This window comes from Pelagibius sp., assembly GCF_028289705.1.
In the GTDB taxonomy this organism is placed as follows: Bacteria; Pseudomonadota; Alphaproteobacteria; order Kiloniellales; family Kiloniellaceae; genus Pelagibius.
In genome coordinates this window covers 20,376-31,824 of the sequence record NZ_JANQOI010000174.1, presented here as the reverse complement: position 1 = coordinate 31,824, position 11,449 = coordinate 20,376, and the positions used below count along the sequence as shown (strand labels likewise).

Below are 11,449 nucleotides of genomic sequence, written 5' to 3'. Positions count from 1 at the left end.
CAGGTCCTCGGGGCAGTCGAAGCTCAAGGTCACCTCGGCGTCGCGCGCATGGCCCTCCAGCAACACCCGCACCGCCGTTGCCACCTCGTCGGGTGCGATCTCGGATTCCTGCAGGCTTTCCTTGCCGGCCTCGACCTTCGAGAGGTCCAGGATGTCGTTGATGATGCCCAGCAGGTGCTGGCCCGAAAGCCGGATATCGGTGGCGTAGTCTCGGTACTTGAGGTTGCCGATGGGGCCCATGGCCTGCTGTTCGATCATCTCGGCAAAGCCGATGATGGCGCTGAGCGGCGTGCGCAGCTCGTGGCTCATCATGGCCAGGAAGGCAGATTTCGCCTGATTTGCCCGATCCGCTTCCTTGGCCCGGTCGCGGGCCTCGCGCAGGCTTGCCGAGACCTCGTCGAGCTGGCTCTTCAGGGCTTCCAGGGTCGCCTGGCCGTTGCCGTCTTGACCCTCCGCGGCGTCCCGGCTGCGGAGCTGGCGGCCCTGGCACAGGGTCAGATAGAACTGGCCGGCGGTCAGGAGGACCACCAAACCGATGCCGATCACTGCAAGGGTCGGCCAGAGCTCTGCCAGCGCCGCGCTGACCGCGCTCATGGGATGGCCGCCTCCGCATCTCCTGTCGGGACAGAGATCTCCGCCGCCACGTCCTGCCCGTGCTTCCAGCCGGCTTGGAACTGGCTCTGGTTGACGATGCGCTCGTAGTTGTCGAGCAACGCCTCGATTTCCTTACGGTCGACGAAACCGGTCTTGTAGACCAGATTGCGTACCAGGCGGTTGAACCGTGCGTCGCTTCGGTTGAGGTTCTTGATGCAGGCGTTCACCAGGCCCACCAGATAGCCGAAGCGGTAGAACGACTGCTCCTTTTCGGTGAAGGCACCGTCGGTGTTTTTGATGAAGTCGGCGATTTGGTCGAGGATGGCCTGATCGTTGGAGACGTCCTCGGCGACCTTGGCGGAAGAGAAGTCACTGGTCCCAGATTGGATGGCCTCCAGTTCCCTGATGGCCTTCTTGCGGCGTTCCGCGCCCTCTTCGATGGTCCCCTTGCGCGACCAGTACTGAACCCGTTCGATCACTTCGGTCAGCGGCGCCGTTTTCACCAGGTAGTCGTCGCCGCCGGCACTGAGGCATTCGAGAATGGTCTCCGGGTTGTCCAGAGCCGTCAGGAAGAGGATCGGGCAGGGCCGCAGCCCCTGCATCTTGCGGATCCGCGCGCAGGTCTCGATGCCGTCCAGGCGCGGCATCATGACGTCCAGGATGATGAGCTGTGGATGGACAACCTTGTGCAGCAAGCTGATGGCCTTTTCGCCATCGCTGGCGTGCATCACCTTGAAACCGGCCGACTCCAGCATGTCGGAATAGAGGCGGCGAAGCCTGTCGTTGTCTTCGGCCAGGATAATCGGTCTCACGGACAATGGAATGGCCTCGGCAAAGTCGGCTTGAATGGCGCGAATCAGGGCGTCTTGACCATGGATGAACAGCGTTAATATTCCGTTGTCACAAAGCCGCTTATCGCCCGTTGGTTGGGCCTTTTGGCCGATGTCCTGGCCTGGGCTGGCGGCGATCTGCTATACCGCCCTCGTGACACCCGATCCCAGCGCCAAGCGCCGCCTCTCCTAGCGTTCGACCTCAACGCATGACTCAATCCGCCAAGGCTCAATTCGAGGGGCGCGACCTGCTCTGCCGGCGCGGCGGCCGGGACGTCTTCGCCGGGCTGTCCTACAGCCTGCCGTCAGGCGGGGCGCTGCTGCTGACCGGGGCCAACGGTACCGGCAAGTCGAGCCTGCTGCGCCTCATGGCGGGCCTGCTGCGCCCGGCGGCCGGAGAGATCCTCTGGGCCGGACGGTCGATCACGGAGGACCCTGAGGGCCACGCCGCGAGGCTCCACTACCTCGGCCACCTGGACGCGGTGAAGCCGGTGCTGAGCGCCGCAGAGAACCTGCGGTTCTGGGCATCGCTGCGGGGCCGGACCGCGGATGTCGGGGCGGCCCTGGACCACTTTGCCCTGGGCGGACTGGCGGACCTGCCGGGCCGCCTGCTCTCGGCGGGCCAGCGCCGCCGCCTTGCCCTCTCGCGGCTGCTGGCGAGCCCGGCGGAGCTCTGGCTGCTGGACGAGCCCTCGGTCGGCCTCGACCATGCCTCCGTCGGCAAGCTGGCAGAGGCCATCGCGGCCCATCGTGCCAAAGGCGGCCGGGTGGTGGTGGCGACCCACACCGCGCTGGATCTGCCGGATGCCGAACCCCTGTCCCTCGATGCCCTGGCGCCGCCGCCGCTACCGGAACTGGTGTGGTGAAGGGCCTTGCGGTCATCGTCGGGCGCGACCTGCGCCTCGCGCTGCGGCAAAGCGCCGATGCCTGGCTGGCGGTGCTGTTCTTCGTCCTCACCGCCGCGCTGTTTCCCTTCGGCATCGGGCCGGAGCCCAATCTGCTGCGGCTCATCGCGCCGGGGGTGATCTGGGTGGTGGCCCTGCTGGCGGTGCTGCTTTCCCTGGAGCGGCTGTTCCTGGCGGACTACGAGGACGGCAGCCTGGAACAGCTCCTGCTGTCGCCACTGCCGCTGGAACTGGCAATCCTCGGCAAGGTGGCCGCCCACTGGCTCACCACCGGGCTGCCGCTGATCGCCGCGGCGCCGCTGCTGGCCGTGTTGTTCAACATGGATCTCACCGGCCTCGGCGTTCTCCTCCTGGCGATGCTGCTGGGCACGCCGGTCTTGAGTCTCATCGGGGCGGTCGGTGCGGCGCTGACCCTGGGCGCGCGGCGCGGCGGCGTGCTGATCCCGCTGCTGGTTCTGCCGCTTTATGTGCCGGCGCTGATCTTCGGGGTCGGCGCTACCGAGGCCGCCCTGGCCGACCTCTCGGCACGGCCCAACCTGCTGTTTCTGGGCGCCCTGCTGCTGGTGATGCTGCTGGTCACGCCCCTGGCCGCCGCCGCGGCCCTGCGTCAGGCTCTGGAGTAGGCCCCGGAAGAGGGCGTGCGGTGGGTCCTGCAGGCTGGAATGATCTTCGTCAAGGCACTAACTATGAGGAAACACTAGGAACAGGGACATGCACCGCTTCGCCAATCCGGCCCGCTTCACGCGCATCGCCGACCGCGTCCTGCCGTTTGCGGGTTTCGGCGCCGTGGCGGCGCTGGGCATCGGCTTCTACCTCGCGCTCTTCGTGGCGCCGGCCGACTACCAGCAGGGCGAGACCGTGCGGATCATGTATGTCCACGTACCCTCGGCCTGGATGGCGCTGTTCATCTATGTGGCGATGGCCGTGGCCAGCGCGGCGGCGCTGATCTGGCGCCACCCCCTGGCGGACGTGGCGGCCAAGGCCTCGTCGCCCATCGGCGCCGGCTTTGCCTTTCTGACGCTTGTCACCGGCTCCCTCTGGGGGCGGCCCATGTGGGGGACATGGTGGGAGTGGGACGGGCGCCTCACCTCCATGCTGATCCTGTTTTTCCTCTACCTCGGCCACATGGCCCTGATGCACGCCTTCGAGGACCAGCAGCGCGGCTATCGCGCCGCCGCGGTCCTGGCCCTCGTCGGGGTCATCAACGTGCCGATCATCAAGTTCTCGGTGGACTGGTGGGCGACCCTCCACCAGCCCGCCTCGGTGCTGCGCCTGGACGGGCCGACCATCCATAGCTCCATGCTGTGGCCCTTGCTCATCACGGCCCTGGGCTTCAAGCTGTACTTTGTGACTCTGGTCCTACTGAGGATGAAAAGCGAGCTCATCGCCGCAAGGCTGCGGGCGTTGGATCTGGCAAGGTTGAAGGCAAGCTAGCGGGAGGCGGGCGAGCGCGCCGGCCGGATCTGTGCAACGCCGCGACCGCTGCGTATTTCGGTCGCACACACGCAAATGTAACTGACGGCCTGGGGCGGAGCCCCTAGATTTGTCAAACAACGATGACAGGGGGCCAGGGGCGGCCTAGGCCTCCGTCCACAAGGCGCCCCGGCAGAAAGGATGAGGGAGATCGCGGATTTCTTTCAGATGGGTGGTTACGCCGCCTTCGTCTGGCCGGCGCTCGGGCTGACTCTGCTGGTGATGCTCGGCCTGCTGGTGACGACGCTGCGCCAGTTGCGGGCCCGCCAGCGCCGCCTTGCAGACCTGGAGGCCCAAGGAGCGAGCCGCCGTCCACGCCGCGAGGAGGCGCCGCCGCGCCAGGAGGAAGCGACATCATGAGCCTGACCCGCAAACGCCGCCGCCTCTACATCGTGCTGGCTGCCCTGCTGGTCTTCGGCGGTGCGACGGCCCTGGTCCTGACCGCCCTGGATGAGAACCTCGACCACTTCCGCAGTCCCAAGGACCTGATCGCCGAACCCCCGGCGCCGGAGCGCGGCATCCGCCTCGGCGGACTGGTGGAGGAGGGCTCGGTGGAACGCTCGGCCGATGGTCTCACCGTCAACTTCCGGGTCACCGATCTCACCGAGTCGGTTTCGGTCACCTATGTCGGCATCCTTCCCGACCTGTTCCGCGAGGGCCAGGGCGTCATCACCCTGGGCAACATGCGCGCCGACGGCACCTTTGCCGCCCGCGAGGTGCTGGCTAAGCACGACGAGAACTACATGCCCCGCGAGGTGGTGGACGCGCTGAAGGCCTCCGGGAACTGGCGCCACGGGGAGGAACTCTCCCAATGATCGCCGAGCTGGGCCACTTCGCCCTGATCCTGGCGCTGCTCACGGCGCTGGTGCAGGGCAGCCTGCCGATGATCGGTGCGGCCCGCGGCGATGCGGCCTGGATGGCGCTGGCCCGCCCGGCGGCGGTCCTGCAGCTCGTCCTGGTGGCGTTGGCGTTCGCTGCGCTGACCTATCTCTACGTCGTCTCCGACTTTACCGTGATCAACGTGGCGGAGAACTCCCACTCCGCCAAGCCGATGCTCTACAAGGTGACCGGCGTCTGGGGCAACCACGAGGGCTCCATGCTGCTGTGGATTCTGATCCTCGCCCTCTTCGGCTCCATGGTTGCGCTGTTCGGTGCCAACCTGCCGCCCTCCCTGCGCGCGCGGGTGCTCGGCGTGCAGGCCTGGATCGGCATCGGCTTTCTGCTGTTCACGCTGCTGACCTCCAATCCCTTCCTTCGAGTGTTCCCGGCACCCGCCGACGGCCGCGACCTCAACCCGCTGCTGCAGGACCCGGGGCTCGCCTTTCACCCGCCCATGCTCTATGCCGGCTACGTCGGCTTCTCCATGGCCTTTTCCTTTGCCATCGCCGCCCTGATCGAAGGCAAGCTGGACGCCGCCTGGGCGCGCTGGGTGAGGCCCTGGACGCTGCTGGCCTGGGTCTTCCTGACCGGCGGCATCGCCCTCGGCTCCTGGTGGGCCTACTACGAACTGGGCTGGGGCGGCTGGTGGTTCTGGGACCCGGTGGAAAACGTCTCCTTCATGCCCTGGCTCTTGGGCACGGCGCTCTTACATTCGGCCATCGTGGTGGAAAAGCGCGATGCCCTGAAGGTCTGGACCGTGCTGCTGGCGATCCTCACCTTCTCGCTCTCCCTGATCGGGACCTTCATCGTGCGCTCCGGCCTCCTAACCTCGGTGCATGCCTTTGCCACCGATCCCGAGCGCGGCCTGTTCATCCTGATCCTGCTGCTCATCACCATCGGCGGATCGCTGCTGCTCTTCGCGCTGCGCGCGCCGGTGCTGAAGCCCGGCGGCCTCTTCGCGCCGATCAGCCGCGAGGGCGGCATGGTGATCAACAACCTCTTCCTGGCCGCGGCCTGCGCCACGGTGCTGCTGGGCACGCTCTATCCCCTGTTCCTGGAGGCCGTCGACGGCAGCAAGGTCTCCGTCGGGCCGCCCTTCTTCAACGCCACCTTCGTGCCGCTGATGGTGCCGCTGATCTTTTTCATGGCCCTGGGGCCGCTGATGCCCTGGAAGCGGGCTGACCTGGCCGGCGTCTTCGCCCGCCTGAAGCTGGCCGCCCTCGGCGCGCTGGCTGCCGCCGGCCTCACCCTCTATCTGCGCGAGGGCTGGCCCGTCCTGCCCGCCGCCGCCATGGGCTTGGCGGCCTGGCTGTTCGTCGCCAGCCTTGTGGAGTGGGGCGGGCGCATCAAGCTGTTCCGCGCGCCCTTGAGCGACTCCTGGCGCCGCGCCCGCTCCCTGCCGCGGGCCGCCCACGGCATGACCCTGGCCCATGCCGGCATGGCCATCGCGGTTGCCGGCATGATCGGCGCCTCGGTCTGGAACCTGGAGGAAGTGCGCAACCTGCGCCCCGGTGAAAGCATGCAGGTCGCGGGCTACGACTACCGCTTCGACGGGGTCGAGCAGATCGAGGGGCCGAACTACCTGGCCGACCGCGCCCGCTTCACCGTGACCCGTGAGGGCCGCCCGGTGGCCGTGCTGACCCCGGAGAAGCGGCTCTATCCCGTGCAGAACATGCCGACCACTGAAGCCGCCATCCACACCACCGGGGTTTCCGATCTCTATGCGGTGATCGGTGATTCCGACGGCCGCGGCGGCTGGACCGTCAGGATCTTTCACGAACCCCTGGTGCCCTGGATCTGGCTCGGCTGTCTGGTCATGGTCCTCGGCGGCCTGGTTTCCCTGAGCGACCGGCGTCTGCGTATCGGCGCCCCCAAGCGGGCCAAGGCAAGGCCGGACGCGGCCCAAGAGCCGATCCCGGCCTGAGATTATGGCGGATCGAACGCGATGACCCAGCGGCTCTTCTTCCTGCTGCCCCTGCTGATCTTTGCGGTTCTGGCCGGCTACTTCCTCTGGGGCCTGTCGCCGGACCGCGATCCCCAGGCCCTGCCCTCGGCGATGATCGACCGCCCGACCCCGGAATTCGACCTGCCCCCGGTCCCGGGCCTCCCCCAGCCCGGCCTCGCCAGCGCCGATCTGGCCCAGGGCGAGGTGGTGATGGTGAACTTCTTCGCTTCCTGGTGCGTGCCCTGCCGGGCAGAGCACCCCTATCTGACGGAACTGGCCGAGCGCAGCGGCGTGCCGCTCTACGGCATCAATCACCGCGACAAGCCCGAGGCCGCCGTAGCCTGGCTGGAGGAACTGGGCAATCCCTACCGCCGGATCGGCGCCGACAGCGGGCGCGGCGCGGTGGAGTGGGGTGTCTCCGGCGTGCCCGAGACCTTCATCCTCGATGGCGAGGGACGCATCCGCTATCACCACCGCGGCCCCCTGGTGGGCGATCTGATCGAGAAGGAAGTGGAGCCGATGCTGCGGGCATTGCGGCCATGAGGGCGCTCGCGGTGGTCCTGGCTTTGCTGATCGGCATGCCAGCAGTGGCGCTGGAGCCGGACGAGATTCTGCCGGATCCGGTGCTGGAGCAGCGCGCGCGGGAGCTGTCCAAGGAGATCCGCTGCGTCGTCTGCCAGAACGAGTCGATCGACTCCTCCAATGCGGATATTGCGCGGGAGGTGCGCCTGCTGGTGCGCGAACGCCTGGTGGCCGGTGACAGCGACCAGCAGGTGCTGGACTACTTGGTCGCGCGCTACGGCGACTTCGTGTTGCTGCGCCCGCCGGTGAAGCCGGGCACCTACCTGCTGTGGTTCGGCCCGGGCATCGTGCTGCTGTTCGGCCTGGCCGCGGTCTTCTTCTTTTTCCGCCGGCAGCGCGCCGCGGCCACCGGTGCCGCGTCGTTGAGCGCCGAGGAAGAGGCGCGCCTGGCCCGGCTGCTGGACGATCCCGATGCCGCCCAGAACAATCAGCCGACCGCGCCCGCGGAGCCCAAGGAACGGCGATGATCTTCTGGCTGCTTGCCGGCGCCCTGACGGCCTGCGTCGTCGCCGTGCTTCTGCTGCCGCTGGTGCGCCGGCAGGATCAGGCCGTTGGCCGCGCCGCTTTCGATCAGGCGGTCTACCGCGACCAACTGCGTGAGCTTCAGCAGGACCGTCAGCGCGGCCTTCTGGACGAGGCCGAGGTGGAGGCCGCGCAACTCGAGATCGAACGCCGGCTGCTGCAGAGCGACACCGCCGCTGCCTCGGACGAGGCGGCGCAGTCTGCGGCGCCCGTCGCCAAGGGCGCAAAGGCCGTTCGGCGCATCGGCATCGCCCTGGTCGTGGTGCTGATGCCGCTGGCCGGCCTGGGGCTTTACGCCACCCTGGGGTCGCCGGGCCTGCCGGGGCTGCCCTTCGCCGATCGCCACGACGGCAGCGGCCGGGAAGCGGCCATGCTGGTGGCCCAGCTCGAAAGCCGCCTCGCCGGCGATCCGCATGATGCCGAGGGCTGGCTGGTTCTGGCCCGGGTCTATGAACGCATGGGCCGCTATGGCGATGCCGCAGACGCCTATCGCCGCATCGTCGGCCTGGGGCGTGGCGGCCCCGAGGTGCTGGCCTCCCTGGGCGAGGTGCTGGTGGCCGCCGCCGGCGGGCAGGTCGGCCGCGATGCGCGCCTGGCCTTTGCCCAGGCGATCGAGGCCGATCCCGGCAATCCGCGGGCGCGCTACTATGCCGGGCTGGCCATGGCCCAGGACGGACGCCTGGCCGAGGGATTGGCGGTCTGGCGCAGCCTGGCGGCGGATGCTCCGCCGGACGCCCCCTGGCTGGCGGTGGTGGAACGGCAGATCGCCAATGCCGCGGCGAGCCTGGGCGAAACCGCTCCCGCAACCCCTCAACCGCAAGGCGAAGGCTCCGGGGCGCCGCCGCGCGGGCCCAGCGCCGCCGACATCGAGTCCATGCAGGCTTTGCCGCCGGACGAACAGATGGCCTTCATTCGCTCCATGGTGGAGGGTTTGGCCGCCCGCCTCGAAGAGCAGCCGGATGATCCCGACGGCTGGCTGCGTCTGGCCCGCTCCTACGCGGTCTTGGGCGAGCGGGAAGCGGCCAGGGGCGCCCTGGAGCGGGCGGCACCGCTGATCGAAGGCCTCCCCGCCGACGCACCGCAGCGCGCCGCACTGCAGCAGCGCCTGGAGGCCCTGCGATCGGCCTTGCCCTGAGCGGAGCAGCGCCTCCCGGGAAAGCCGTATGTCGCGGAAGGTTTTGCTTGGCAGGCACCACCCGCCTGCCGTACCGTCGAAATCAAAGCGTCACGGAAGAGGCGCAAGGGACGGGGAGCTAGAACAGGGTGGCATTGGCGGATCCAGGCGCTGCGCCCGCCGCCTCCCCGGCGGCATTGGTGGCGGAGGATATCCACAAGTCGTTCGGCGATTTGGAGGTTCTGAAGGGCGTCTCCCTGACTGCCCATGAAGGCGACGTGATCGCCATGCTGGGCTCCAGCGGCTCCGGCAAAAGCACCTTCCTACGCTGTATCAATCTGCTTGAGACGCCCAATGCGGGGCGCATCACGGTGGGCGGGGAAGAACTCGGCCTGGTCCCCGGCAAGCGCGGTGAGGGCCTGGTGGCCCAGGATCCGGAACAGATCCGGCGCATTCGCTCCCGCCTCGCCATGGTGTTCCAAAGTTTCAACCTCTGGTCCCATATGACCGTGCTGCAGAACGTCATCGAGGCGCCGCTGCATGTCCTGAAGCGCCCGCGCGCCGAGGCGGTGGCTTACGGCGAGGAGATCCTGCAGCGCGTCGGTCTCTACGAGCGCAAGGACTACTACCCCGCCCATCTTTCCGGCGGCCAGCAGCAGCGCGTCGCCATCGCCCGCGCGCTCGCCATGGACCCCTCGGTGATGCTGTTCGACGAGCCGACTTCTGCGCTCGATCCCGAACTGGTGGGCGAGGTGCTGCGGGTCATGCGCAGCCTGGCCGAGGAAGGCCGCACCATGATCGTCGTCACCCACGAGATGGGCTTTGCCCGCGAGGTCTCGACCGAGACCATCTTCTTGCATCAGGGGCGCATCGAGGAAGCCGGGCCGCCGCGGGAGGTCTTCAACAATCCGCGCTCGGAGCGCTTTCGCCAGTTTCTCGAAGGAAACCTCAAATGACGGCGTCCTTCGTTCATCCGGAACATCTCAATCGAAAAATGTCTAATGGAGGCACGTTGTGAAAAAGCTCATCTCCGCGGTCTTTGCCACCGCCCTGGCACTGGGGGCCGCGCAGGCCGACGCCAAGGACTGGAAGAAGGTCCGTATCGGCGTCGAGGGCGCCTACCCCCCGTTCTCGTCCGTCACCGCCGACGGCAAGCTGGTCGGCTTCGACATCGACATCGCCAATGCACTCTGCGAGCAGATGAAGGTGGAGTGCCAACTGGTCACCCAGGACTGGGACGGCATCATCCCGGCCCTGCTGGCGCGCAAGTACGACGCCATCATCGCCTCGATGTCGATCACCGAGGAGCGCAAGAAGAAGGTCGACTTCACCAACAAGTACTACCAGACGCCGGCCAAGTTCGTACGCAAGAAGGGCTCGGGCATCGAGATCACCAAGGAAGGCCTGAAGGGCAAGACCGTCGGCGTGCAGCGCGCCACCATTCACGACAACTTCGTCACCGAGGTCTACGGCGACGAGGTGGAGGTCAAGCGCTACGGTTCCCAGGACGAGGCCTATCTCGATATGGGCGCCGGGCGGGTCGACCTGCTGCTGGCGGATTCTGTGGCGCTCGATGACGGTTTCCTGAAGACCGACAGCGGCAAGGACTTCGAGTTCGTCGGCCCCGACTTCACCGATCCGCAGTACTTCGGCCAGGGCGCTGGCATCGCCATCCGCAAGGGCGAGGACGAGCTGCAGCAGATGCTGAATGCCGCCATCGATGCGATCCGCGCCAACGGCGTCTACAAGTCGATTCAGGACAAGTACTTTAACTTCAACGTCTACGGCAGCTAAGGCGGCTGTAGCGATGTGACCGGAGAGCGCCACCGCCCGATCCATGGCGGTGGCGCTTGCCGTTTTTCCCTCCGGTCATCGGTTACGGCAACAAAGGGTAGGCGAGCGGATTGATGGAAGGCTACGGCGAACTGATCAGGTACATGCCCTCGCTGCTCGAGGGTGCCGTGGTCACGGTGACCGTTGCCTTTGTCTCCCTGGCCATCGCCTTGGTCCTGGGGCTCATTGCGGCCACGATGAAGCTTTCCAAGTCCAGGATCGGGCGCGGTGCCGCCACCACCTATACGACGGTGATCCGCGGAGTCCCGGATCTCGTCCTGATGCTGCTGATCTTCTTCGGCGGCCAGATCCAGATCAACAACATCGGCGCCTACTTCGAGTGGGACTACATCGACGTCGACGCCTTCACTGCCGGCACGCTGACCATCGGGTTCATCTTCGGCGCCTACATGGGGGAGACCTTCCGCGGCGCGATCATGGCCGTGCCGGTCGGACTGCTCGAGGCGGGCCACGCCTACGGCATGACGAAGGGGCAGGTCTTTTTGCGCATTCTGGTTCCGCAGATGATGCGCCATGCCTTGCCGGGCCTCGGCAACAACTGGCTGGTGCTGATGAAGACCACGGCTTTGGTCTCCATCATCGGTTTGCATGACGTCGTCCTGAGGGCCGGACAGGCCGGCGGCAGCACGCGAGAGCCCTTCATCTTTTATCTCTTTGTCGCCGTCGCCTTTCTGGCGTTCACCACCGTGTCCATCTGGTTCCTGAACTGGCTGAACCGGCGCTACAGCGCCGGGGTTAGGCGGGCCTGACC

Annotated in this window: 14 protein-coding genes; 12 read left to right on the top strand and 2 right to left on the bottom strand. The window is 67.2% G+C overall.

From position 1 onward, the window contains the following. Positions 1–594 (bottom strand): HAMP domain-containing sensor histidine kinase (locus Q0996_RS21645; RefSeq protein WP_299624878.1); only part of this gene is annotated, 594 nt, incomplete at its 3' end. Continuing rightward, entirely contained in the window at positions 591–1,406 is an 816-nt protein-coding gene (locus tag Q0996_RS21640) for a response regulator (protein ID WP_299624875.1), read from the bottom strand. The genes Q0996_RS21640 and Q0996_RS21645, both read right to left, overlap by 4 nt. A 227-nt stretch (positions 1,407–1,633) precedes the next feature. Between Q0996_RS21640 and ccmA the strand changes: the two genes are divergently transcribed. From ccmA to Q0996_RS21580, 12 genes are all read left to right on the top strand, one after another. After that, a complete protein-coding gene (ccmA, locus tag Q0996_RS21635) occupies positions 1,634–2,290 on the top strand; it encodes a heme ABC exporter ATP-binding protein CcmA (protein WP_299624872.1) in 657 nt (218 codons plus the stop codon). Further along, positions 2,287–2,952, top strand: a complete 666-nt coding sequence (gene ccmB / locus Q0996_RS21630; protein ID WP_299624869.1) for a heme exporter protein CcmB — start codon at positions 2,287–2,289, stop codon at positions 2,950–2,952. Before ccmA ends, ccmB begins: the two co-directional genes overlap by 4 nt. A gap of 88 nt (positions 2,953–3,040) precedes the next feature. Further along, positions 3,041–3,763, top strand: coding sequence for a heme ABC transporter permease (locus tag Q0996_RS21625; RefSeq protein ID WP_299624866.1), 723 nt, complete (start codon positions 3,041–3,043; stop codon positions 3,761–3,763). Between the two features lie 180 nt (positions 3,764–3,943). Beyond that, complete coding sequence (ccmD, locus tag Q0996_RS21620; protein WP_299624863.1) at positions 3,944–4,162, top strand: heme exporter protein CcmD; 219 nt, start codon at positions 3,944–3,946, stop codon at positions 4,160–4,162. Between the two features lie 2 nt (positions 4,163–4,164). Further along, positions 4,165–4,617 carry a cytochrome c maturation protein CcmE gene (ccmE, locus tag Q0996_RS21615; RefSeq protein WP_299624881.1) on the top strand — a complete coding sequence of 151 codons (453 nt, stop codon included), beginning with the start codon at positions 4,165–4,167 and terminating at the stop codon, positions 4,615–4,617. Beyond that, positions 4,614–6,605 (top strand): heme lyase CcmF/NrfE family subunit, encoded by a 1,992-nt coding sequence (locus Q0996_RS21610; RefSeq protein WP_299624860.1) that lies wholly within the window; start codon positions 4,614–4,616, stop codon positions 6,603–6,605. The genes ccmE and Q0996_RS21610 overlap by 4 nt, the downstream gene beginning before the upstream one ends. A gap of 21 nt (positions 6,606–6,626) precedes the next feature. Beyond that, positions 6,627–7,169 (top strand): DsbE family thiol:disulfide interchange protein, encoded by a 543-nt coding sequence (locus Q0996_RS21605; protein WP_299624857.1) that lies wholly within the window; start codon positions 6,627–6,629, stop codon positions 7,167–7,169. After that, positions 7,166–7,675, top strand: a complete 510-nt coding sequence (locus Q0996_RS21600) for a cytochrome c-type biogenesis protein (RefSeq protein WP_299624854.1) — start codon at positions 7,166–7,168, stop codon at positions 7,673–7,675. The genes Q0996_RS21605 and Q0996_RS21600 overlap by 4 nt, the downstream gene beginning before the upstream one ends. Next, the gene (gene ccmI / locus Q0996_RS21595; RefSeq protein WP_299624851.1) at positions 7,672–8,865 is read left to right on the top strand and encodes a c-type cytochrome biogenesis protein CcmI; all 1,194 of its coding nucleotides are present in this window, start codon (positions 7,672–7,674) and stop codon (positions 8,863–8,865) included. Before Q0996_RS21600 ends, ccmI begins: the two co-directional genes overlap by 4 nt. A 176-nt stretch (positions 8,866–9,041) precedes the next feature. After that, positions 9,042–9,800 carry an ABC transporter ATP-binding protein gene (locus Q0996_RS21590; protein ID WP_367575680.1) on the top strand — a complete coding sequence of 253 codons (759 nt, stop codon included), beginning with the start codon at positions 9,042–9,044 and terminating at the stop codon, positions 9,798–9,800. 58 nt (positions 9,801–9,858) lie between these two features. Further along, positions 9,859–10,638: an ABC transporter substrate-binding protein gene (locus Q0996_RS21585; RefSeq protein ID WP_299624845.1), complete on the top strand. Its 780-nt coding sequence runs from the start codon at positions 9,859–9,861 to the stop codon at positions 10,636–10,638. Positions 10,639–10,751: 113 nt separating this feature from the next. After that, complete coding sequence (locus Q0996_RS21580) at positions 10,752–11,447, top strand: ABC transporter permease (protein WP_299624842.1); 696 nt, start codon at positions 10,752–10,754, stop codon at positions 11,445–11,447. The last annotated feature ends 2 nt before the right edge of the window (positions 11,448–11,449 follow it).